The sequence below is a fragment of the Campylobacter concisus genome, assembly GCF_002912425.1.
Classification (GTDB): domain Bacteria; phylum Campylobacterota; class Campylobacteria; order Campylobacterales; family Campylobacteraceae; genus Campylobacter_A; species Campylobacter_A concisus_AH.
The window spans coordinates 1-23,612 of the sequence record NZ_POYR01000110.1; the positions used below are offsets into that span (position 1 = coordinate 1).

Genomic DNA, 23,612 nt, shown 5'->3' on the forward strand with positions numbered 1-23,612 from the left:
CTTCAAATACTGTTTTAAAACTATCTATTAAGGCATCAAAACTAAAGATATATTTTATTTTACTAGAATTACTTATTATCCCTTCGTTCTCTTTATCTTTTAGGTTAAACATCCTGTAATCAAGGCATAACAAAACATGTTTTAAATTTTCTTGTTGTATTGAGAGTTTAAATAATTGTTTGTTTTCATATATACTTCCAGCACTAATTGCAAGATTATATGAGACAGGTTTAAAATATTCATGACTAACATCTATGCCATATTTTGGTCTTGATGTTCCTAGCGCAATTGAAAATGGCTTTATTTGTTTTATTATTACAGGTTCTATTTCTCTTGATTTATCGTAAACTGTTACCTTTCTAAAATTAAATAAGTTTACTTCATATATGTAATAAGGATTAATTATAAAAATTATCAAGAAGGTTAAAATAAATAAAGCTATTATCGTTATAATCCAAATTCTTATCCATTTTACAGGTTTCATTTTATATCCTTTAGAAATTAAAATATAGAAATTCAGAAATTTTATTTAATAAAAGAATAGCCAATGTAAAAATAATAGTAGATAATAGAATATTGCTCAAATTAAATTTTAATTGTTCTAAAATTTGCAAGCTATTTTTAAATACTAAAACTAAAATAAAACCAAATAAAATAAATAAAAATGTATTTTTGTCTCCAACTCTTTCTATAAAGTTATTAAACCCAACTCCATATTTAGTTAAAAACCCAAGCTTTGCCAATAGAAAATTTGGCAAAACAATACCACTCAGCCCAAACATCCCTTTTAAAACTTTTAAAGCATCGTCCCAATCTTTTGCTCTAAAAAATACCCAAGTAATATTTATGAAGTTAAATGTTATGAACCAAGCCAAAATTTTATTCATCTTAAAGCCAAGTTCGCTCCAAATTCTGTGAATAACCAAGGCAACGCCATGCAAAAATCCCCAAAAGACAAATGTCCAGCCAGCCCCATGCCATATACCGCCTATTATAAAGGTTGCCATTAAATTTGCGTATGTTCGTAGCCTGCCTTTGCGGTTACCACCTAGCGGGATATAGATATAGTCTCTTAAAAACCTGCTTAGTGTTATGTGCCATCTGCGCCAAAAGTCTTGAATGTTTAAGGCTTTATAAGGTGAGTTAAAGTTTATTGGAAGCTTGATATTAAAAAGAAGCGCTGCACCGATAGCCATATCACAGTATCCACTAAAGTCAAAATATAACTGAAATGTATAACTTAGGCTAGTTGCCCATGCTTCAAATAAATTTAAGACAGCCGCCTTGTCAAAACCATTTGTTGCCCAAACAGCAAAACTATCAGCGATAACCACTTTTTTAAAAAGCCCTATCGAAAATATAAATAGACCAAGTGCTATATTTTTATAGTTGATTACTCTATTTTTTAAATTTGCAAACTGCGGCATCATCTCTTTGTGATGAACGATCGGACCAGCGATTAGTTGCGGAAAAAAGGTAACAAATAAGCAGTAGTTCAAAAAATCATACTGCTTCGTACCCCCCCCCCGTAGCACTATCAACCAAATAGGCTATTTGTTGAAAGGTAAAAAACGATATTGCAAGAGGCAATAGTAAATTTAAATGAGGTATCTGGGTATTAAATATAAAATTTACATTGCTTATGAAAAAGTCTGAATATTTAAAATATCCAAGTAGCATTAAATTTGCCACAATGCCTAGTATAAGAATAAATTTTTTAGAAATTCTACTATTTTCTTTGTTTAGCTCCACCCCAAAGCAGTAGTTAAACACCATTGAGCCTAAGATTAGCGGCAGATAAATGACATTCCACCAGCTGTAAAAAAATAGAGATGATAGAACCAAAAAGCCCTTTGCTACTTCTGTGAGGCGCTTTTTGTTTAGGTAAAAGTATATAAAAAATATAAATGGCAAGAATAAAAATATAAATTCGTAAGAGTTAAAAAGCATTGATGTATCCGTTAAATTTTTGGTGAGATTATAATAAACATTGGCTAATCACTAACTAAAATTTACCGGATCTATATCGATATCACTAAGTTCGCTTTTGCAGAGGTTTGCCGCTTTTAAAAGCATGGTGTGCGAGTTTGAGCGAAGCAGAATTTCATATCTAAATTTACCCACAAGATACTCAGCCTGACACTTGCCGTATCCAACGATCTCGAGCTCATCGCCTTTTAGTGGCTCCAGCCTTTGCACAAATTCGTTCATTGCGCCCTTTGCCGTGCTCTCATCTTTGTGCGAGATGACCACGCGAAGCAGCCTAGCAAATGGCGGATACAGACCCTCTCGGTAGCTGATCTCCTCCTTTAAAAATGCATCGTAGTCGCCGATAAAGCCTTCGAAAAACTCCCTTTGTTTGCTTTGGATGATGACCCTGCCAGCTCCGTTTCTGCCGGCTCTGCCAGCTACTTGCATGGCAAGGGCAAGTGTCCGCTCTCTAGCTCTATAATCAGGAAAATTTAAAAGCTCGTCAAAGCCCATGATGACGGCTAGCTCGACGTTGTGATAGTCATGTCCTTTGCTTAACATCTGCGTGCCAAGCAGGATATCTATCTTGCCGTCGTTAAATTCTTTTAAAGCCTTTACAAGCTTATTTTGCGTCGTGATCTCGTCCCTGTCAAATTTAGCGATCCTAGCGTTTGCAAACTCAGCTTGAAGCCTCTCTAAAAGCTCACTCGTGCCGATCTTTTTAGCCTCTATCATCTCGCTGCCGCACTGGTGGCAGGTCTTTGGCACGGCCATTTTGTGCTCGCAGTATTGGCACTTTAGCACGTTTTGCTTTTTATAGTAGCTCATGCCGATGCTACAAAATGGACACTTCACCGTCTCGCCGCAGTTTTTGCAGACAAGATACTTGAAATTTGCCCTTGTTGGCAGGCAGATAACGGCTTGTTTTTTGTTTTCAAGCGTCTTTGCGATCTGCTCTTTTAAAATTTCGCTTATGCCAGTCTCGCTCTCGTCAAATATATAGCTCTTTTGCGACGCAAAGTATGTCCCTTTTAGGCGAAAGTGCTCCTGCTTGTAAAAGCTAGTGAGGCTTGGCGTGGCGCTTCCAAGTACCACTTGCAGGTCAAATTTGCTAGTTAAAAAGAGTGCGAGATCCCTTGCGTTGTAGTGGGGCTTTGAGCCTGTGTTTTTGTAGCTATCGTCGTGCTCTTCGTCGATGATGATGAGTTTTAGCCTCTCAAGTGGCAAAAATAGGGCAGATCTAGCTCCAGCTATTAGTCTTGCCTTACCGTTTTTGATGTCCTTTAGAATTTGCTCTTTTTTCTTTGGCGTGATCTTTGAGTGCCACACAGCTACCGCTTCGCCAAAGAAGCTCTCTAAGCGTTTTTGCATCTGCGGAGTTAGTGAAATTTCAGGCATTAAAAATAGTGCTTGGCCGCCTTCGTTTAAAATTTCTCTTATTTTAGCGATGTAAATTTCACTTTTGCCGCTTCCAGTGTCGCCAAAGATGAGCGAGCTTTTTCGCGCGTTTATAAAATTTAGTGCTTCAAGCTGTTTTGGGCTTAAATTTGGCGTTTTAAAGTCAGTTGCGCCACTATAAATTTCATCATCCACAAGACTTTGTGGTTCAAATAAATTTATAGCAACGCCAAGCTCGCAGGTGTAGTAGTAGGCGATAAATTTAGCTAAAGTTGCTTGGATATCGTTTAACTTAATGGGTAAAATTTCATCAATGAAGCTTGTTTTAAAGCTTGGCTCATCCACTTCGCGCAGGATAAAGCCAGTTAGACTTTTACCCCTAAGCTTTGCAGTGACGGCGCGAAACGGCGCAATATCTAGCTCGCTTTTATATGTGAGTGCAGCTAAATTTACCCCGCTAAATACGACCTCGTAGTATCTCATCACTCAAGAGCGCTGCAAAGTCCGTCGCTGCTCTGGCAGTCAAATTCGCCAGTGGTTTTGTTATAAGTGAAATTTGCTGTTTGTCCGTCTAGTTTGAAGGTATAAGTTGTTGCTCCAGTTTTATGCCAGCCGTTTTTTGTGCCGCTGTCTGCGATATTTACGCTTATTACTTTGTTGAAAAGTTTATTCCCATCATCAAGCGCGTCTGGATATGCTGGAGTGCCTTTTAGGACGCTATCGTTGTATTTTAGTGAGATGCCGCTTTTTATGGCAGCGATTTGCGTTTTTGCGTTTGCGACTATGGCGTCGCTTCTAGTGAAGAAAAGCTTTGGTATAGCAATAGCGCTCAAGACGCCAAGTATGACGATGACAAATATAATTTCTATTAGGGTAAAAGCTCTTTTTTTCATTTATTTTCCGGTTTTAGTATCTCTTCTATCTCTTTTGTGACGTCCTTTACGACGCGCAAATTTGTGTAGCTCTCGTAGCTCTTTTCGACAAAGGCGTTTATAAGCTCACGAGGCTCGATAAATTTCTTTCCCCCCATAAATTTCTGCCAGTCACGCTCAAAAACTTCAGCAAAATCATCATCAAGCGTTATCGTGTAGTCGCGAGATGATACGGTGAGCGTGATCTGTTTCATCTTTTATGCCAAAAATGCCTAGCTTATCTACCAAGGACGGCTTCGATCTTTTTCATTACATCATCAGCTTCGCTATTTTTCTTATCTAAATCCTCTTCTAGGCGCATGATCTGGTTGGTTTTTGCCTCATTTTGTGCTTTTAATGTTACGATCTCGTTACGTAGCTCTTCATTTACTCTGCAAACTTCATCGTATTTTGTGATGAGGTCATTTACTTTATCGCTTAGTGTGGTTAAGATCGCATTATCTTCAAACATAAAGGTTCCTTTAAAATAATAATTAATGCCGTATTCTAACACGCAGAGGCTAAATTCTTTTTAAAATTCTCATTTGACAAAGCACTATCTTTGCTATAAAATTCGCCCAAATTTAAAGGCGATCAATGAGTAAATTTGAAATTTCATCTAAATTTAGCCCAAGCAGCGACCAAGCAAGAGCTATAAAAGAGATAGTAAAAAGCATAAAATCAGGCAACAAATATCAAACACTTCTAGGCGTCACAGGATCTGGCAAGACCTTCACCATGGCAAATGTCATACGTGAGCTAAATATGCCAACGCTCATCATGACGCACAATAAATCCCTTGCCGCTCAGCTTTACAGCGAATTTAAGGGCTTTTTCCCAAAAAACCATGTCGAGTACTTCATAAGCTACTACGACTACTATCAGCCAGAGGCCTACATCCCACGAAGCGACCTATATATAGAAAAGGATAGCTCGGTAAATGATGAGCTTGAGCGCCTGCGTCTCTCTGCGACTGCTAGCTTGCTAAGCTTTGACGACGTCGTGTGCGTGGCCTCAGTCTCTGCAAACTACGGCCTTGGTAATCCAAGCGAGTATAAAGGGATGGTGGCATATCTTAGCGTGGGTGAGAAGATAAGCCAAAGAAAGCTTTTAGAGCAGCTTGTGGATATGGGCTATAAGCGCAATGACAACTACTTTGACAGGGGCGACTTTCGTGTAAATGGCGATGTGGTGGATATTTACCCAGCTTACTACAACGACGAAGCCCTAAGGGTCGAGTTTTTTGGCGATGAGATCGATGCGATGTATCATTTTGACGTGCTTGATAACAAAAGGCTAAAGGACATCTCTAAATTTACGCTTTATGCGACCAGCCAGTTTATCGTGGGCGCTGATAGGCTAAAGATCGCTATGAAAGAGATCGAAGAGGAGCTTGATGTGCGCTTGAAAGAATTTAACGAGCAGGGCAAGCTAGTTGAGGCGCAGAGACTAAAGCAAAGGGTGGAGTTTGACCTTGAGATGATGGCAAGTACTGGCATGTGTAAAGGCATCGAAAACTACGCACGCCACCTAACTGGACAAAAGCCCGGAGAGACGCCATACTCGATGTTTGACTACTTTGAGATAAGTGGCGAGGACTATCTAGTTATCGTCGATGAGAGCCACGTGAGTTTGCCGCAGTTTAGGGGCATGTATGCAGGCGATAGGAGCCGTAAAGAGGTGCTTGTGGAGTATGGATTTCGCTTGCCATCAGCGCTTGATAACAGGCCGCTTAAATTTGACGAGTTTATAAGCAAAAAGGCTAAATTTCTCTTTGTCTCAGCCACGCCAAACGAGTATGAGCTTGGTATCAGTCAGGGGCATGTCTATGAGCAAATTTTACGACCTACGGGGCTACTTGATCCGATCATCGAGATAAAAGATAGTGACAATCAAGTAGAAGCGCTATTTGACGAGGCAAAGGCGGTCATTGCAAGAGGTGAGCGTGTGCTAGTTACGGTGCTAACTAAAAAGATGGCTGAGGAGCTAAGCCGCTACTACATCGAGTTTGGCATAAAGGTCAAATATATGCACTCAGACATCGACGCGATCGAGCGAAATGAGATCATTAGAGGGCTTAGAAGTGGCGAGTTTGATATGCTAATAGGCATAAATTTGCTCCGTGAGGGGCTTGACCTGCCTGAAGTGAGCTTGATAGCGATCATGGACGCTGATAAAGAGGGCTTTTTGCGCTCGACAACGAGCCTTATACAGACGATGGGGCGCGCGGCTAGAAACGTAAATGGCAAGGTGCTAATGTTTGCCAAAAAGATAACTAAGTCCATGAAAGAGGCGATCGATACGACGACTGCTAGACGTAAATTTCAAGATGAATACAACAAAGCTCACGGCATAACGCCACACTCTGCAAGTAGAAATATCGAAGAGAGTCTGCACGTCGAGGACGGTACGGAGATTTTAAGAAAAGGCGCAAATCTGGAAAAAATGCCTGCGAGCGAGCGAGCCGCGATCGTAAAAGAGCTAAGAAAGCAGATGCTTGAAGCGGCGGCGCAGCTGGAGTTTGAGAAGGCAGCGGCATTGCGCGACGAGATAGCAAAGATGAGAAAGTTATAAGCGTTGTCTTTTGTGTATCTTTAAATGAGCTTGCTAAAATTTTGCTCGACAGACCATTTGTCTAGTCTGCGCAAATTTTAACTGCGCAACATTTAAATCTATCACAAAATACTGCCGCCCAAAATCCATGGCTCAGCTCCTCATAGCGAAGTCTCGTTGCAAGCAAGGCGAAGCAAGCAAAAAAATACTGCATCTTAGGGTTTAAAAACTACCAAACAAAACAAAAAATTCTTGTCTTAATGGCTTAAATTTATTTGTTCTATCTTCGGTCGAAAATTTCTTCTTAGCATTTAAAATCATCACAAGACACTTTGCCTTTTAAATTTTAAAATAAAAACTACTGCAAAATACCACCACCCTAAGCGCCATGGCTTGGCTCTTTTAGTCTTTAAATTTGCCTTGCCTTTATAGAGGAGCAAAAATTTCTTCTCTTTGACAAGTTTTGTCTAAATTTTAGCTCGTATCAAATTTCATCTACCAAGCAAATTTAAAGCCCAAAAAATAAAATTTACAAATTTGTGGCTCAAGGCATTGTCATCTGGCGCCATTTTGGGCAAAAGAGCTTGGCAAAAGCGAGATCGTATCACTTCAGGCGTCAAAAAGAGGTGGCAAGATCGCTTACAGCATCAGAGACGACAGCAAGGCTGTTCTATACGCTGTTAGCGAGCTATTTTTGTAAATTTATATCTTGCTAACTGGCTTTAAGAAGTAGCTCGACACCGTGCAGATGAGCGAAACTGTGGCGATAAAGTAAAATGAGTGCGTTAGGCTAAAGATGTCAGCGATCTTGCCGATGACCGTTGCAAATATACCGCCGATTGTTATACTAAGCCCAAGCGTTACGCCTGAGGCTAGGCCGATCTGGTTTGGCAGATAAAGCTGTGCAAGGGCGATAGAGGGGCTAAAAGATAGGCTGATGCAGGCGCTTACGCACATGGAGGCCACGAGAAATAGCGCGTAGCTGTCGATAAAGAGCATTAGCACGACTAGCGGTGCGGCGATGCTTAGGCTTATTTTGATGAGTCTAACTAGGCCGTATCTATCCGCTAGAGCCCCGCCAAATAGCGTAGAGATCGCACCTGCAGCAAAAAACATACTTAAATTTACATTTGCAGCCTCTTTGCTAAGGCCAAAAATTTTGATGAGGTAGATGCTAAAAAATGCCGCAAAGCCAAATGCGACGATAGAGCGTGAAAATATACACAGACAAAGCCTTAAAAATGCGCCCAGATCGTCTTTTAGAGCGCTTGTTTTTTGTGAAATTTGCTTTTTGTGATTGCCTTCTAGCGCTTTTATAAATTTGCCCTTTTTAAGGTATAAAAGCGTTAGAAAAATTTGAGGGATGATGAAAATTAGCGTCCCTTTTAGGCCAAAATTTCCCACAAAAACGGCGACTAAAATGGGTCCAACTGCAAAGCCCACGTTGCCACCAAATGAAAATATGCTTATGCTTTTGGCTCTATTTTTAGCGTTTGAGGCGTAGTTTACGATCCTTGCGGCGCTTGGGTGAAAGAGCGCGGCGCCGATACCGCTTATCATCACGCAAACTAAGATGATGTAGTAGTTTGTGACAAAGCCAGTTAGGCTCATGCCCCCGCCTGCAAGCAGCAGCCCAAGCGGGATGACGTAGGGTAGCTCTTTTTTGTCGCTTAAGCGGCCGATTAGTGGTTGGATGAGCGAGCTTGCTAAATTTGTGGCGGTCACGAGCGAGGCGGCTGTTGCGTAGTCGTAGTGGTAGCTCGCGATGAAAAATGGCAGCATCGCGCCAAGCGCACTTTGGTTTATGTCGCTACAAAAGTGCCCAAGCCCCATTAGATACTTTAAATTTTCCGCCTTTTTCATCTAAAATAGCCCTTTTAAAAGCCCCTTTAAATTTTGTTTGTCGCTGTTAGAGTTGCTATCTTTGCCGCCTAGCTTTTTGTCTAAAAATCTACCTATCTCTTTTTTGACCTTATTTTCAAGATATTGCGATCTGACGTCGTATTTTAGATTATCTGTCGTGCCTGAAATTTGCACGTTTAGGTCAGTCTTTTCGAGCCTGCAAACAAGCGGCGCATTAAGCATTTTTGTCGCGGTATTATAAGTGCCGCCTGTAACCTTTATATCGCTCTTTGGCGAGCTTAAATTTACGTTAAAGATGATGTTGTCGCCCTTTATATCGCCGTAAATTTTACCGTCTTTGTAAATTTCTTTTGTGATGTCCTTGCCGGTGAAGATTTTTATATTGTTTGTGAGATTTGTGCTGGCTAGGTGACCCTCTTTTAGTAAGATGTCAAATTTGCCCACCCTTTGCGTTGTCTCATAGTCAAATTTAGCATCGCCGTTGCCATCATAAAGATGCTCTAGCCCCAAAGTCTGCGTTAGCCCCTTGACTTCGAAGTTTTTTAGCACTGCATCAAGCGTGCCACCTTTGTAGTTTGCCTCTAGTTTGCCCTTAAATAGATCATCTGAAGTGGCTTTTACGCTTAGATCATCCACTTTGCCATCTGCTGTTACGAGGGCTGCAAATTTACCGTGAAGCTCTCGGCCAGCTAAAAATGCAAGCTTATTTAGCTCTGAAACCACCGCTTGAAGCTTTAGGTTTAGTGTGCTTTTGCCCGTGTCAAAGCTGCCATCTATGTCCTTTATATCAGCTAGCGAGCTAAGAAAGTCGCCACTAAATTTCGCCATGTCGCCTTTATAGTCTAGGCTCAAATTTGAGCTAAATTTCTCGTTTTCTGGGAATTTTTTATCAAGTATTTTACTAAGCGCTGCGGCGTTAAATTTACCCTCATTTAAAGCGATCGTTGCAGCGACGCTTGGGCTTTTACTAAAGATATTTTGCCCCTTTGCCTGGACATTTGCCTTGGCGTTTGCCAGTCTGTCGTTGCCACTAAGTGCTAAAATTTCTCCTAACTGCGCCTCTTTTAGGCTAAGATCAAGATTTTCATTTTTTATGGTGGCGTTTAGCTTGCCAGCAAAGGCATCGCCTCCTAAATTTAGCTCATCTATCTTGCTATCTTTAACCTTCACATCGCCCGCTAGCGCCATCTTTGAGCCAACCTCAAAGCCACTAACCGCTTTAAATTTCTCAGGGTCGCTAATGAGCAGGGCAAATTTGCTAAAAATTTGGCTGTTTTTTATGTCAAAAACGCCCTTTACATCCTTTAGCTCGCCAAGGTCACTAAGCACGTTTGCGTCAAAATTTACAAGCTCACCTTTTGCGATGGCACCGCCTTTTAGCTCAAATTTCGCCGCATTTTTAAGCTTTGCAAGACCATTATTTATAAGGCCGTTTTTTATCTCAAATTTAGCCTCGCCTGCAAGCTTTTTTAGCTCGTCAAAGCCGCTAAAATTTGCGTTTAAATTTATCTCTCCGTCTGCGTAGCTAGGCTGCAAAGCAAGTGCTAGAAGCTCTTTTAGCTTGATATTTACGGCATTTAGAACTAAATTTTTACTATCAAAATTTGCATTTATCTTGCCACCAAGGCCATTTATCTCAGCTTTTAAGTTTTTAAGAGCATTTTCTTGCATTGTAATTTCGCCGTTTGCATCCACTGTGCCGCTTAGCTGCTCGCCTAAGAGCTTGCCAAAAAGAGCAAGATCAGGCACATTTAGCGAAAAGTCGCTCTTTAAATTTTTACTAGCTAGATCATAGGTTGTATCGTTTGCTTTTAAAGTGGCTTCAGGTGCGATGATAATTGTTTTTGCGCTCACTTTTTCATTTGCAAATTTAGCATTTACGCCGCCTTTAAAGTTTATATCTTTTGCTAAATCTAGCCCAAATTCGTTTTTAAGAATTTCTTTGTTTATCGCTGCATCGCTTGCTAAAATTTGAGCGTTAATGATGGGCTCATTTTTCTCATCAACTCCTTGCATATTGCTCGTTAGATCAAGCTTACCGCTAGCTAAATTTGGCTTTTTAGCCAGAGCTGAGATCTCAGAAAGCTCGATATTTTTAGCGTCAAGATTTAGAGCTTTTGGCAGGTAGTCCTTTAAATTTGCGTTTAAATTTATATTTGAACCAAGCGCCGTGCCAGTTGCTGTTAGCTTGAAGTCGCTAAATTTACCAGCTACGTTTGCTTTAAGCGCGACGTCTTTTTTTAACCCAAGCTCGCTAGCCTTTGCCTTGTCGGCGTTTATATCTATGTTTAAATTCATACTTTGAGCAAGCAAGGAGAGCTCGCCATTTGCCTTTAAATTTATGACATCCATTACTGTCGCTTCTAAATTTAAGGTGCTAAGACCAAGGTTAAACTCTTTAAATTTGACATCGATACCACGAGCTAGCGCCTCTTTTTCTATTTTACTGGCTATAAATTTATTGCCAAAAGAGCTAAAGATAAAGCCAAAGATACAAGCTACTATGAGCACAAGCGCGCCAACTATGTAAGCTATTTTTTTCATAAAATTCCTTTATATTAGTTTTACATATCATAAAACTTTAGTCACTTAGACTAAAGTTTTTAATAAAATTCACTATAAATTATTGACTTTTTCAGAAAAAAATGCTAGGATTTCATCACTCAAAAATAAAGAGTGCTAAAAAAGACAATTAAACTAAAAGGATGAACAATGAACTTTCAACCATTAGGCAAGCGTGTCCTAGTCGAACGCGTAGAAGAGACAAAGACGACAGCTTCGGGCATAATTATACCTGATAACGCAAAAGAAAAACCTTTAAGCGGTGAGGTAAAAGCAGTTGGTGTTGAAGCTGAGGGCGTAAAAGTTGGCGAAAAAGTAGTATTTGCTAAATACGCTGGCACTGAGGTGAATTTAGATGATAAAACATATCTTGTTTTAAACATCGACGACATTTTAGGCGTGATTAAATAATTTAAAAAGGAAAGACAATGGCAAAAGAAATTTTTTACTCTGATGATGCAAGAAATCGCCTATACGAGGGCGTAAAAAAACTAAATGACGCTGTAAAAGTGACAATGGGACCAAGAGGCAGAAATGTCCTTATCCAAAAGAGCTTTGGTGCTCCAAACATTACAAAAGACGGCGTTAGCGTGGCTAAAGAGGTTGAGCTAAAAGATACTATCGAAAACATGGGTGCAAGCCTAGTTAGAGAAGTAGCTAGCAAGACAAACGACCAAGCAGGTGACGGCACTACAACAGCAACTGTGCTAGCTCACGCGATATTTAAAGAGGGTCTTAGAAACGTAACTGCTGGCGCAAATCCTATCGAAGTAAAACGTGGTATGGACAAAGAAGTAGCAGCTCTTATAGATGCACTAAAAAATATCTCTAAAAAAGTTTCTGGCTCAAAAGAGATCGCTCAGATCGCTACTATCTCTGCAAACTCAGACGAAAGTATCGGCAAACTTATCGCTGATGCGATGGAAAAAGTCGGCAAAGACGGCGTCATAACAGTAGAAGAGGCAAAGTCTATCCAAGATGAGCTAAGCGTTGTTGAGGGTATGCAGTTTGACCGCGGATATCTAAGCCCATACTTCATCACAAACCCTGAAAAGATGCAAGTTGAGCTAAGCAATCCATTTATATTACTATTTGACAAGAAGATCACAAATTTAAAAGATTTGTTACCAGTGCTTGAGCAAGTGCAAAAGAGTGGAAAACCACTTCTAATCATCGCTGAAGATATTGAGGGTGAGGCGCTTGCAACGCTTGTTGTAAATAAACTTCGTGGCGTGCTAAACATCTCAGCTGTTAAAGCTCCGGGCTTTGGTGACAGAAGAAAAGCGATGCTTGAAGATATCGCTATCTTAACAGGTGGCGAAGTCATTAGCGAAGAGCTAGGCAGAACACTAGAGAGCGCTACTATAAACGATCTTGGACAAGCTTCAAGCGTAGTTATCGACAAAGATAACACAACTATCGTAAATGGCGCAGGCGAGAAGTCAGCAATAGATGCTAGAATAACTCAGATCAAAGCGCAAATCGCTGAGACTACAAGCGACTACGACAAAGAAAAACTACAAGAGCGCCTTGCAAAACTAAGTGGTGGCGTGGCAGTTATCAAAGTAGGTGCTGCGACTGAAACTGAGATGAAAGAGAAAAAAGACCGCGTAGATGACGCTCTAAGCGCTACTCGTGCAGCTGTAGAAGAGGGCATCGTAGTAGGTGGCGGTTCAGCTCTTATCCTCGCTTCAAAGAGCGTAAATTTAAATTTACAAGGCGATGAGGCAATCGGCGCTGAGATCGTTAGAAGAGCGCTTCGTGCTCCACTTCGCCAAATCGCTGAGAATGCTGGCTTTGACGCAGGCGTAGTAGCAAATGCAGTTGAGACAAGCAAAGATGCAAATTTTGGCTTTAACGCTGCAACTGGAGAATATGTAAATATGTTTGAAGCTGGCATCATCGATCCAGTTAAAGTTGAGAGAGTTGCGCTACAAAACGCTGTTAGCGTGGCTAGCTTGCTACTAACGACTGAGGCAACTATCAGCGAGATAAAAGAAGAAAAAGCAATGCCTGCAATGCCTGACATGGGCGGAATGGGTGGCATGGGCGGAATGATGTAGCAGCCCTTTTCGAGCTAGAGCTTTCTAGCTCGAATTTATATTTTTACCTCACTAAATTTATAAAATTATTTACTCCTTTTTAAATTTATTCTTGTATTATTTTTGCATTCTTTTAGGGAGAATTTACAATGAAATATGATGAAATTTTTAGAGAATACGACATCCGCGGCATTTTTGAGAAAGACTTGACAGAGGACAGCGTCAAGGCTATAGGTCTTGCTTTGGGTAAGAAATTTAACGAATTTGGCGTGAAAACTTTAAGCGTTGGCTTTGACGCAAGGCTAAGTGCTAGCACGCTTTTTAGGTACCTGCTAAGCGGTCTAAACAAGGCTGGTGGCTTTAAAATTTATAACATCGGCTTGCTTCCAACTCCTGTTGGCTACTTTAGCGTTTATGCTGATTATTTCGACGCAAACATCATGATCACGGGCTCTCACAATCCAAAAGATTATAACGGCTTTAAGATCACTATCAAAAAGGATAGTTTTTTTGGCAAAGATCTGCAAATTTTAAAAGATAAGGTGAATGAGATAATCGCCTCTGGTGAGCAAATAGCAGACGATGAGAGCTGTGAGAAATTTAACATCTTAGAAAAATACGTTGAGTTTTTTGTAAAAGAATTTAGTGAGCTAAAAAATTTCAAAAAGCCTTTTGTCATCGACTGCGCAAATGGCGCTGTAGGTGTGAGTTTGGTGCCTATCGTCAAGGCACTTGGACTAAATGCGAAAATTTTATATGAAGATCCAGATGGAAATTTCCCAAATCACCACCCAGACCCAAGCGAAAAAGAGAATTTAAAAGAGATATTTTCGCTCATCGAAAAGAAGGAATTTGACCTTGGATTTGGCTTTGACGGAGATGGCGATAGGATCGCCGTGATAACGCCGAAAAGAGATATAAAAGGCGATGAGCTAGCCTATCTTTATGCGCTAAATATGAAACATCCAAAGGTGCTTGGCGAAGTAAAATGCTCACAAAATATGTATGATGAGATCGCAAAAATCGGCGAAGTTTTCATGGGTAAGACCGGACACAGCAACATCAAAAAAATGATGAAAGAGCTAAACGTAGATCTCGCTGCTGAAGTTAGCGGACATATTTTCTTTAAAGAGCGCTATTTTGGCTTTGATGATGCGCTTTATGCGATGATGAGGGTGCTTGAGCTAGTGCATAAAGGCTTTGATCTTGACGGCGAGCTTGATAAGATGCCACTTGTCTTTAGCACCGATGAGATCAAGATAAAGACGACTGACGAGGCTAAATTTAAGATAGTTGCCAAGCTAAAAGAGTGCGTGAAAAACGAGGGTTGTGACCTGCCAAAGATAAAAAATATCATTGATATTGATGGCATAAGAATTCAGTTTGAAAATGGTTGGGCACTGGTGCGTGCGTCAAATACAACACCGGTTATCGTTACTAGGTTTGAAGCAAAGAGCAAGGAATTTCTAGAAGAGATCGAGCAAAAAGTGACAAATTTACTAAAGAGCTTAATGTAGCTTACAAAAAACATTTTGGGCTAAATTTACTCCAAAATGCTTTTTAAAATTTTATTTAAATATTCAAAAAGACATATCTTTCTCAATCTTTCGATGATTTTTTTCTTTGCATACATGCTTTGTAGTATCAAATATATAGAATTTAAAATCAACAAATAGCCTATCGGTATCGGTGTTTTTCAAAAAGAGTTCATTACGCTATAAGCTTATTTTTCTCGTTTAGCGCTCAGGTATGCAAAGCTACTTCATCATAGATTTTAAAGCAGTTCCACTTACTGACAAAAAATTAGAAACATTATTATAAAACCCACCCAACAGCTTGCTGACAAGAATTGCAAAACCGCCGTCTGGATTTTAAAGTGATGTCGCTTGCTGTAAAGCTTGCAAATATATTTGTTAAATTTAAAAAGAGAGATGGCGTAAAGATTACGCCATTAAATTTAAAGTTTGCCGCCTTCGACGACTAGAGATTCAGGATTTACGCTGTCACCATATATCGGTTTTAGCGTTGCGTCATAGTCTTTGTGGAAGAAATTTTCTTTTCCAAGCTCGATGATCTCGTTATTTAGCCACTCAAGCAAGGCTTTGTTGCCCTTTTTGACAGCTGGAGCTATCACATCCACATCGCCAAGTGCTTCAACGCCTACAACAAAGCCAGGAGTCTCTTTCGCCCAGGCAAAAAGTAGGGCGTTATCATGCGCTAGAGCTGCACCCCTTTTATCAACCAAAGCCGCGAAAGTTTCAGTGTTTTGATCATATTTTAAAAGCTTGATATCAGGATAATTTTTTGTAAAAAATGCGTCTGCTGTTGTGCCTTTATTGACGATTAATGTCTTGTCTTTTAGCTCATCGACGCTCTTTATCACAGCACCTTCTGGGCTAACGATGCCAAGAGAGACCTTCATATATGGAAGCGCAAAATCAACAACTTGCGCGCGCTCAGGTGTCTTTGTGAAATTTGCAAGCGTGATATCGACCTTGTCAGCTGTGAGCACTTCGACCCTGCCAGCAGCCTCTACTAGCTCAAATTTGACCTTGCTCTCATCGCCAAGTAAGTCTTTTGCGATGCGTTTTGCAAAGTAGATGTCATAGCCTTGGTTTTTGCCGTCTTTATCGACGTAGCCAAATGGTGGTTTGTCGCTAAAAACGCCTATCCTTATATATCCACGCTCTTTGATCTTTGCGATAGCGTCAGTTTGATTTGAAGCGGCTGCTTTGTCCGCACCTTTGTCATCACCACAACCCGTTAGAAAGACGGTAGCGACTAATGCTAATAAGAAAAATTTAAATTTTCTCACTCTTTCTCCTTTAGAAAATTTAGTAAATAAGAGCGACCAAATCTCGCTCTAAACGCATTTTGAAAAAACGGCAAATTATCTCTTATTTTTTCTAAAATGAGAATAAATTTAGAAATTTCTTTGCGCGATCGCTCTTTGGATTAGTAAAAAACTCCTCTGGCTCGCTGATCTCCACGATCGCTCCAGCGTCCATAAATACGATCTTATTTGCAACTGCTCTTGCAAAGCTCATCTCGTGGGTGACTATTAGCATCGTCATGCCGTCTTTGGCTAAATTTAGTATCACGTCAAGCACTTCTCTAACGATCTCAGGATCAAGCGCAGCCGTAACCTCGTCAAATAGCATGATCTCAGGGTTTAAGCAAAGGCTTCTAACGATGGCTATACGCTGCTTTTGGCCGCCGCTTAGCTCCTTTGGATAGGCAAATTTCTTATCAAGTAGCCCAACCTTGCTTAGCCACATATTAGCCGTCTTTTCAGCCTCGGCCCTATCTCTTTTTTGCACCTTTAAAGGCCCAAGAAGGACGTTATCGATGACGTTCATATGATCAAACAGCTCGTAGCTTTGAAAGACCATGCCTACCTTTTGGCGGATCCTTTGCCACTCTTTAAATTTAGCGTCTATCACTTCGCCGTCTATGATGATCTCGCCGCTTGCTATGCTCTCAAGGCCGTTTATACACCTAAGAGTTGTGCTCTTGCCGCATCCCGATGGCCCAAGAAGCACGACCACTTCGCCGCTTTTAACATCTAAATTTATATCCTTTAAAGCGTGAAGCTCTCCATAAAATTTATTTAAATTTTTAAGTTCTAAGATATTTTCGCTCATTTTAGCTCCATTTTTCTTCTAATTTTTTTGATAGCTTTGAGACTGGATAGCAGATCGCAAAATATAAAAAGAATATGAGCGTGTATATCCAAAATGGCGCCATAGGATTTGTAAATACATTTCGCTCGATGATCTGCTGGCCGACTTTGACCACCTCTACAACGCCGATTAGAACGACGATAGAGGTCGTTTTTATCATACGGCTTAGTAAATTTACAGCTCCAGGCACCAGCCTTCTAGTAGCAAGCGGGATGATGACATAAAAGTAAATTTGAAATTTGCTAAGTCCAAGTGAGGCGGCTGACTCAAACTGGTGCTTTGGTATCGAGGTGATCGCTCCTCGCACGATATCCATCATCTCAAAAACGCCCCAAAGGCTAAAGACGATGAGTGAGGCGGTGAATGCCGAGATGTGGATATCAAAAGCCTTGCTAACGCCAAAGTAAAATAAAAATAGCCAGACGATCTGAGGCATGATACGAACGATCTCGAGGCAAATTTTTAGAACAAAATAGACAAATTTATTTTTCATGCTCATCAAAACGCCAAGTATGAGACCACCTATGACGGAGATGATGATAGAGATGAGTGAAATTTCAGTGCTTACTACAAGACCTTCAAGCAGTCTTAGTAAATTTTGCGTGTCAAATAATATACTAACTCCTTGCATTTCTCACCCTTTTTTCGACGTAGCTAAGCGCCAGCGAGACTGGCAAGATGATGACAAGATAGCTAATAACTAGCATAAAAAGCGCCTCGTCTGTCTTGTAGTAAAGTCCGATGAGATCTTTTGCGACATAGACTAGATCAGCAAGCGCTACGATGCTAACGATACTTGTCTCTTTTAGTAAAAATATGACGTTTGCGCTGATGCTTGGAAGTGCCACGCTAAAGGCTTGTGGCAAGATGACATATCTTAAGAGTTGGTTTTTACTGAGTGCGATGCTAAGTCCTGCTTCTATCTGCGACCTTCTCACCGCCTCAAAGCCAAGTCTAAAGCTCTCGCTCATGTAGCTGCCGCCAAGAAAGCTAAGTCCCGCGACCGCACAGGTAAAGCCACTCATCGACACTCCAAGCTTTGGCAAGCCGTAATATAAAAAGAAGAGCTGGATAAGAAGCGGCGTGTTTCTTGAAAGCTCAACATAGCAATCAACTAGTTTTGAGAGAAATTTTAGCTTGTAAAATTTCACAGCCATGCAAAAAATGCCTATCAAAACAGAAAAAACGATCCCCAAAAAGGCGATCTGACAGGTGAGAATCCCAGCCTTTACAAAAAGGGGGTAAAATTTCTCAATAAACTCAAAATCCATAAACATTAATCCAATCTGAAAAATGGAGTTATTTTATCCCATAATCATAAATTTAAAACTAATTAGATATGATCACGCTTTAAATTTAAGCTTACAAAAAGGATAAAATTTGATCGATCTTTTTCAGATCATCGGCTTTTTAGGGATGATTTGCATCGTGATGGGCTACTTTTTACTCCAGATCGGCCGCCTAAATAGCCGCGATCTAGCCTACCAGATCATAAATTTAGCAGGTGCGGTGCTACTTATAATCTCGCTTTTTGTGCACTTTAACCTCGGCTCATTTTTGATAGAGGTCTTTTGGATAATCATTACGATTTATGGAATTTATAAAATTTACAAGGAGAGAGCGTGAGAGCATACGCAGAGTGGGAAGAGCAGGAGCTTTTGTTTTTATCGCTGCCACATAGTAAGAGCGACTGGGAGCCTTATTTAGAGGAGATTTTGGCGGGCTATGAGGAGCTTGTGGCTGCTGTTACGCCCTATGAAAAGGTGGTGCTCATCTGCCCTGATGAGGCAAATTTTACTAGGTTTAAGAAATTTAAAAATGTAGAGTTTGTTAAGCTTGAGACTGATGATACTTGGATCAGAGACTACGGTATGATCGATGTTTGCACCAAGGACGGCGTAAAGAGCTACGACTTTAAATTTAACGCTTGGGGCGGTAAATTTAAGAGCTCAAAAGATGATGCGATAAATTTAGAGCTAGCTAAAATTTATAAAACTAAGCTTGAGCCAGTTGATATGATACTAGAGGGTGGGAGTGTTGAATTTAACGGAGATGGCGTGCTTTTAACCACCTCAAAATGCCTGCTAAATGAAAATAGAAACAAAGCGCTTAGCAAAGAGCAGATCGAAGAAAAATTAAAAAATTTATTTGGTCTAAAGCGTATCATCTGGCTTGAAAATGGCTTTATAAGAGGCGATGACACAGATAGTCACATCGACACTTTAGCTCGCTTTATCACGCCTGATACGGTAGCTTATGCAGCTTGCGATGACAAGAGCGATGAGCACTTTGATGAGCTTAAAAGGATGGAAGATGAGCTTAAAAAAACTGGCTTTAAGCTACTTGCTTTGCCGCTACCAAAACCTAAATTTTATGATGGTAAAAGGCTTGGCTGCACATACGCAAATTTTATCTTTATAAATGGTGCGCTAATCGTGCCAACATATAATGACGAAAACGATGAAAAGGTGCTAAATTTACTTGCCAAGGCACTGCCAGATAGAAAGATCATCGGTGTAAATTCGCTAGTTTTTGTCCGTCAAAATGGCTCGCTTCACTGCTCAAGCCAAAATAGATACAAAAGGTCTTAAGTTTGGGAAGTCCGTTTGATTATGAGTTTAACCGCATAAATAAGCAGGAGTGTACGCAGGGCGAAAATAAGGCAGTTATCGCAGCTGGAGCTTGCGCCTTTTTGCTCGCACTTGTCAAATTTGCAGCGGGACTTTTTAGTGGTTCGGTCGCTGTGCTTGGCTCGGCGATTGATTCAATGCTTGATTTTATTGTGTCGCTTTTAAATTTATTTGCGCTTGGAAAGTCAAGAAAGCAAGCTGATGAGAAATTTAACTTTGGCTACACAAAGCTAGAGGCGTTAGCAGCGCTATTTGAGTGCGTTATCATCGTTGTGGCTGCTGGATATATATTTTATGAGAGTATTAAGAAATTTAGCGAACCAAATTTAGAGATAGACCTTGGCTTAAGCCTTGGTGTGATGGTCTTTTCGGTCTTGGTGACGCTATGTTTGGTGCTATTTTTAAACCAAATTTCTAAAAAAAGTGGCAACCTTATCATAAAAGCAGACGCGCTGCACTATAAGATCGACCTTTTTAGCAACCTAGCAGTCATCATCTCGCTGCTTATTATTAAATTTAGCGGATTTGTGATGATAGATGCGATCTTTGGTATCGTGATAAGTGGATACATCGCTCAAAGCGCCATAAGCCTTGGCAAAGACGCCTTTGGTGTCTTGCTAGATCACGCAGCAAGCCCTGAGATCACAGAGGGGATCATTAAGATGATAAAGGCAAAGCAGAGAATTTCAGACTTTCACTACCTAAACACAAGACAGAGCGCAAATACCATATTTTTAACGCTGCATTTAGTTTTTGACAAAGATATCTCGCTTTACGACGCGCACGAGGTGGCTGACTCGCTTGAAGCTGAGATAAGAGAGAAATTTAAGGAATTTTCGTGGCAGATAACCACGCATTTAGACCCATATAACGACAAAGAAGGGAGATGAGATGAAAGTAGCACTACTTCAACAAGAATTTAAAGGGACAAAAGAAGCGACCATCGCAAAGACGCTTGAGCTAATAGCTGAGGCAAAAAAAGGTGGCGCTGATCTCGTGGTCTGCCAAGAGCTACACCAGACGCAGTACTTTTGCCAAAGCGAGGATACAAATTTCTTTGATCACGCAAACGACTGGCAAGAAGATGTCGCTTTTTGGGGCAAGGTGGCTAAGGAAAACGGCGTAGTTTTAGTCACTTCGCTCTTTGAAAAGAGGGCTGATGGACTTTATCACAACACCGCCTTTGTCTTCGAGCGTGACGGCAGTGTGGCCGGCAAATACCGAAAAATGCACATCCCTGATGACCCTGGATTTTACGAGAAATTTTACTTCACGCCTGGCGATATTGGCTTTGAGCCTATTGAAACTAGCCTTGGCAAGCTTGGCGTTTTGGTCTGCTGGGATCAGTGGTATCCAGAAGCTGCAAGGCTAATGGCACTAAAAGGGGCGAAAATTCTCATCTATCCAACGGCTATTGGCTGGTTTGAGGGCGATAGTGATGATGAAAAATCAAGACAGCTTGAAGCGTGGGTAGCAGTGCAAAGAGGCCACAGCGTGGCAAATGGCCTGCCAGTGGTCGCAGTAAATCGTGTGGGCTTTGAAAAAGATGATAGTGGCGTGATGGATGGGATTAAGTTTTGGGGAAATAGCTTTGTTTTTGGGCCACAAGGCGAGCAGCTTTTCCGCGCAGATAGCCATAGCGAGCTATGCAAAATCGTTGAGATAGACATGAAAAGAAGTGAAGAAGTTCGCAGAATTTGGCCATTTTTACGTGACCGCAGGATCGATGCCTACGCAAATATCACAAAGAGGTTTATCGACTAAATTTAGAGCTAGAATTTCTAGCTCTTTTAAAATGCAAATTTCTTATCCACTATGCGGACTATCCTGCCGCCAAGCCTTTTTGCCTGCTCTTCGTTGTGCGTGGTGATGATGATCGTATATTTTTGCGACAAGCTTTTTAAAAGCTCCTCTACGATCAAGACATTTTTCATATCAAGCGATGAGCAAGGCTCGTCAAGCATAAGCACCTCTGGTTTTGTAGTTAGCATCCTTGCGATGCAAAGTCTTTGCTTTTGACCGCCTGAGAGTTTGTTAGCTGGCATATCAAGGTCATTTATCTCATCAAGTAAATTTACGCTTTTAAGTAGCTCCTCTACTCTTTTTTGCTTATCTTTATATACTGCCTTCATAAAATTCCATCGCATAGGTTAAATTTCTTTCTACGCTAAAGGGAAAGAGCGTGGCGTCTTGAAAGAGTATGGCTAGCTTTCGTCTTCACCAAATTTCGCCCTTATCTTTGATATTTTCACCTTTAAATAGGATTTCTCCGCTATATCTGCCGCCTTTTTGCTCCAAAAAGCCATTTAGCGCTGAAAGAAATGTTGATTTGACACATCCTGAGCTACCCATTAGGCAGATGATCTTGTTTTGGGAGATGTTTAAATTTAGATCTTTTAAAATTTCATTCTCTTGGTAAAAGATACTAAGATCTTTTATGTTTAAAATATCTGGCAATTTTCTCTCCTATATCAAATAAAACTACGGCTGAAAGCAGGTGCAAAATGATCAATATAAAAATGAGCACGAGTGCCGTAGCGTAGGCATTTTGTGTTGCGACTGACTGGCTTAGGAGCATGTGCAGGTGAAAAGGCAGTGCCATGACTGGTGAGAGCAGGCCTTCTGCCTTTGCCATGAAGACGACTCCAGTTAAAAGTAGCGGCGCGGTGGCTCCTATGGCATAGCTGCCAGCGAGTATCAAGATCGATATGATATTTTTTTTAATGGTTGGCAAAACTAGCTTTCTAGCCATGAAATTTTTATCAACGCCAAGCGCGAAGCTATCTCTTAATATCTTTTCATCGATCTGCGAGATCACCTTTTCAACGCTTACTTCAACAAATGGAAAGACCATCAAAGCAAGCGTTATGCTAGCTGTTAGCAGGCTCTTTGGGATATCAAGAGTAACGATAAAAAGCCCACAAACAAAGATACCAAGCAGGACAGAAGGTATAGATGCCATCGTTTGGATGATAAATTTAAGCCCAAGCTTTATCGTGCTAGAAGTGCAGTAAATTTGCCTATAAATGGCGCAACTAACGCCAAGAAGTGCTGAAAATATCATCGAGAGGATCATCAGCAAAAATGAGCCTATGATGGCGTCTCTTATGCCGCCGCTCTCACCTCAATTTAAACCTTGCGGATTTTTGGTTAGAAAGTCTAAATTTATCTGTGAGATGCCATTTGCAAAGATGAAATAAAATATCCAAAATATCACCGCAATGACGATAAAAACGCAAAGATAGGCGTAAAATTTGACTAAAAAATCCTTAAAAGCGTTAATTGTTTTTCTCAAATTTAAAGATAAAAATATTTAGCATAAAGATAAAAACAAGCAGGACAAATCCGCTTGCAATAAGAGCGTGATAGTGCAGGCTGCCAGCCTCGCTCATGCCCATTTCAAGGGCTATTAGCGATGGTATGGTCTGAGCTTTTGAGAGCAGGTGCGGAAAAAGCGGGGTATTGCCTATGACCATCATCACAGCCATCGTCTCGCCAGCTGCCCTTGAAAATGCAAGTATAAAGCCTGAAATGCTAGCTTTTATCGGCTTTCTTAAAATGACCTTACGTATAAAATATCCAGTGCTTACGCCAAGCGCGTCAGAGTTTGTCTTGAAATTTTGCTTTAGCAGACCCACGCTTTGAAGCAAATGCGATTTAAAAAATGGCAGTATTATAACGCTAAGTATGAGACTTGCCGCTAAAACCGACTCTCCAGCGGACATTTTTAGCCTTGACTCTAAAATTTTCACAACCGTGTAAAGCGCGAAAATCCGTACATAATCGAAGGTATGCCAGCTAGAATTCTTATCATCCAGTCTAGCACGTGTCTAAGCCAAGCGCTCGCAATAGTAAGGACGAGCTAGAGATGTAATTGCTTGACCTTATATTGTTAGCTTATAAGCCATTTGTAAGTTTTGGCTTTTAAAGAAGACTATAAATACTGTCTCTTATTCCCATCTGACTCTGCCCACCTATTACACTGTTTTAATCTCTTTT

General features: G+C 40.7%; 23 protein-coding genes and 1 pseudogene. 8 read left to right on the top strand and 16 right to left on the bottom strand.

Annotation, left to right across the window (positions count from 1 at the left end; all coding sequences use genetic code 11):
• From CYP84_RS05440 to CYP84_RS05465, 6 genes and pseudogenes are all read right to left on the bottom strand, one after another.
• A partial coding sequence (locus tag CYP84_RS05440; protein ID WP_180996389.1) for a hypothetical protein occupies positions 1-484 on the bottom strand: 484 nt, incomplete at its 3' end.
• A 10-nt stretch (positions 485-494) separates the two neighbouring features.
• A pseudogene (locus CYP84_RS05445) lies at positions 495-1,950 on the bottom strand (MBOAT family O-acyltransferase).
• 51 nt (positions 1,951-2,001) lie between these two features.
• Positions 2,002-3,852 (bottom strand): primosomal protein N', encoded by a 1,851-nt coding sequence (locus tag CYP84_RS05450; RefSeq protein ID WP_103636914.1) that lies wholly within the window; start codon positions 3,850-3,852, stop codon positions 2,002-2,004.
• Complete coding sequence (locus CYP84_RS05455) at positions 3,852-4,262, bottom strand: type II secretion system protein (RefSeq protein WP_087583073.1); 411 nt, start codon at positions 4,260-4,262, stop codon at positions 3,852-3,854. Before CYP84_RS05455 ends, CYP84_RS05450 begins: the two co-directional genes overlap by 1 nt.
• Positions 4,259-4,495 carry a hypothetical protein gene (locus tag CYP84_RS05460; protein ID WP_009293636.1) on the bottom strand — a complete coding sequence of 79 codons (237 nt, stop codon included), beginning with the start codon at positions 4,493-4,495 and terminating at the stop codon, positions 4,259-4,261. Before CYP84_RS05460 ends, CYP84_RS05455 begins: the two co-directional genes overlap by 4 nt.
• A 23-nt stretch (positions 4,496-4,518) precedes the next feature.
• On the bottom strand, positions 4,519-4,752 hold the full coding sequence (locus CYP84_RS05465) for a hypothetical protein (protein WP_002940382.1): 234 nt from the start codon (positions 4,750-4,752) through the stop codon (positions 4,519-4,521).
• 125 nt (positions 4,753-4,877) lie between these two features.
• Between CYP84_RS05465 and uvrB the strand changes: the two genes are divergently transcribed.
• Positions 4,878-6,854, top strand: coding sequence for an excinuclease ABC subunit UvrB (gene uvrB / locus CYP84_RS05470; RefSeq protein WP_103636915.1), 1,977 nt, complete (start codon positions 4,878-4,880; stop codon positions 6,852-6,854).
• Positions 6,855-7,535: 681 nt separating this feature from the next.
• Here the strand turns inward: uvrB and CYP84_RS05480 are convergent.
• Together CYP84_RS05480 and CYP84_RS05485 are read right to left on the bottom strand one after the other, a co-directional pair.
• On the bottom strand, positions 7,536-8,696 hold the full coding sequence (locus CYP84_RS05480) for an MFS transporter (RefSeq protein WP_103636916.1): 1,161 nt from the start codon (positions 8,694-8,696) through the stop codon (positions 7,536-7,538).
• On the bottom strand, positions 8,697-11,240 hold the full coding sequence (locus CYP84_RS05485; protein WP_103636917.1) for a tryptophanyl-tRNA synthetase: 2,544 nt from the start codon (positions 11,238-11,240) through the stop codon (positions 8,697-8,699).
• 168 nt (positions 11,241-11,408) lie between these two features.
• Here CYP84_RS05485 and groES point away from each other — a divergent pair, with 168 nt between their 5' ends.
• The 3 genes from groES to CYP84_RS05500 all read left to right on the top strand — a co-directional run bounded on the left by groES (position 11,409) and on the right by CYP84_RS05500 (position 14,817).
• On the top strand, positions 11,409-11,669 hold the full coding sequence (gene groES / locus CYP84_RS05490; protein ID WP_103636918.1) for a co-chaperone GroES: 261 nt from the start codon (positions 11,409-11,411) through the stop codon (positions 11,667-11,669).
• Positions 11,670-11,686: 17 nt separating this feature from the next.
• On the top strand, positions 11,687-13,321 hold the full coding sequence (gene groL, locus CYP84_RS05495) for a chaperonin GroEL (protein WP_002940160.1): 1,635 nt from the start codon (positions 11,687-11,689) through the stop codon (positions 13,319-13,321).
• Between the two features lie 128 nt (positions 13,322-13,449).
• Positions 13,450-14,817 (top strand): phosphomannomutase/phosphoglucomutase, encoded by a 1,368-nt coding sequence (locus CYP84_RS05500; protein ID WP_103636919.1) that lies wholly within the window; start codon positions 13,450-13,452, stop codon positions 14,815-14,817.
• Positions 14,818-15,257: 440 nt separating this feature from the next.
• On the opposite strand, the gene CYP84_RS05505 is transcribed toward CYP84_RS05500, so the two are convergent.
• The 4 genes from CYP84_RS05505 to CYP84_RS05520 all read right to left on the bottom strand — a co-directional run bounded on the left by CYP84_RS05505 (position 15,258) and on the right by CYP84_RS05520 (position 18,254).
• Positions 15,258-16,115 carry a cysteine ABC transporter substrate-binding protein gene (locus CYP84_RS05505; RefSeq protein ID WP_103636920.1) on the bottom strand — a complete coding sequence of 286 codons (858 nt, stop codon included), beginning with the start codon at positions 16,113-16,115 and terminating at the stop codon, positions 15,258-15,260.
• Positions 16,116-16,206: 91 nt separating this feature from the next.
• On the bottom strand, positions 16,207-16,944 hold the full coding sequence (locus CYP84_RS05510) for an amino acid ABC transporter ATP-binding protein (protein WP_103636921.1): 738 nt from the start codon (positions 16,942-16,944) through the stop codon (positions 16,207-16,209).
• A 1-nt stretch (position 16,945) separates the two neighbouring features.
• The gene (locus tag CYP84_RS05515; protein WP_103558188.1) at positions 16,946-17,614 is read right to left on the bottom strand and encodes an amino acid ABC transporter permease; all 669 of its coding nucleotides are present in this window, start codon (positions 17,612-17,614) and stop codon (positions 16,946-16,948) included.
• The gene (locus CYP84_RS05520; protein ID WP_103636922.1) at positions 17,601-18,254 is read right to left on the bottom strand and encodes an amino acid ABC transporter permease; all 654 of its coding nucleotides are present in this window, start codon (positions 18,252-18,254) and stop codon (positions 17,601-17,603) included. Before CYP84_RS05520 ends, CYP84_RS05515 begins: the two co-directional genes overlap by 14 nt.
• Before the next feature lie 109 nt (positions 18,255-18,363).
• Here CYP84_RS05520 and CYP84_RS05525 point away from each other — a divergent pair, with 109 nt between their 5' ends.
• The 4 genes from CYP84_RS05525 to CYP84_RS05540 are packed head-to-tail and all read left to right on the top strand — an operon-like array spanning position 18,364 to position 21,377.
• Positions 18,364-18,609, top strand: a complete 246-nt coding sequence (locus CYP84_RS05525) for a CBU_0592 family membrane protein (protein ID WP_021089339.1) — start codon at positions 18,364-18,366, stop codon at positions 18,607-18,609.
• A complete protein-coding gene (locus CYP84_RS05530; RefSeq protein ID WP_103636923.1) occupies positions 18,606-19,574 on the top strand; it encodes an agmatine deiminase family protein in 969 nt (322 codons plus the stop codon). The genes CYP84_RS05525 and CYP84_RS05530 overlap by 4 nt, the downstream gene beginning before the upstream one ends.
• Before the next feature lie 2 nt (positions 19,575-19,576).
• On the top strand, positions 19,577-20,503 hold the full coding sequence (locus tag CYP84_RS05535) for a cation diffusion facilitator family transporter (protein WP_103636924.1): 927 nt from the start codon (positions 19,577-19,579) through the stop codon (positions 20,501-20,503).
• A gap of 1 nt (position 20,504) precedes the next feature.
• The gene (locus tag CYP84_RS05540; RefSeq protein ID WP_103636925.1) at positions 20,505-21,377 is read left to right on the top strand and encodes a carbon-nitrogen hydrolase; all 873 of its coding nucleotides are present in this window, start codon (positions 20,505-20,507) and stop codon (positions 21,375-21,377) included.
• 26 nt (positions 21,378-21,403) lie between these two features.
• Here CYP84_RS05540 and CYP84_RS10895 read toward each other — a convergent pair whose 3' ends face one another.
• The 4 genes from CYP84_RS10895 to CYP84_RS05555 form a co-directional block, all read right to left on the bottom strand.
• Complete coding sequence (locus tag CYP84_RS10895; RefSeq protein ID WP_219809668.1) at positions 21,404-21,745, bottom strand: ATP-binding cassette domain-containing protein; 342 nt, start codon at positions 21,743-21,745, stop codon at positions 21,404-21,406.
• Between the two features lie 85 nt (positions 21,746-21,830).
• Positions 21,831-22,070 carry an ATP-binding cassette domain-containing protein gene (locus CYP84_RS10900; protein WP_219809669.1) on the bottom strand — a complete coding sequence of 80 codons (240 nt, stop codon included), beginning with the start codon at positions 22,068-22,070 and terminating at the stop codon, positions 21,831-21,833.
• Positions 22,039-22,689, bottom strand: coding sequence for an ABC transporter permease subunit (locus CYP84_RS05550; RefSeq protein ID WP_223232069.1), 651 nt, complete (start codon positions 22,687-22,689; stop codon positions 22,039-22,041). Before CYP84_RS05550 ends, CYP84_RS10900 begins: the two co-directional genes overlap by 32 nt.
• A 202-nt stretch (positions 22,690-22,891) precedes the next feature.
• On the bottom strand, positions 22,892-23,338 hold the full coding sequence (locus CYP84_RS05555) for a PstC family ABC transporter permease (RefSeq protein ID WP_219809671.1): 447 nt from the start codon (positions 23,336-23,338) through the stop codon (positions 22,892-22,894).
• Positions 23,339-23,612 lie beyond the last annotated feature (274 nt).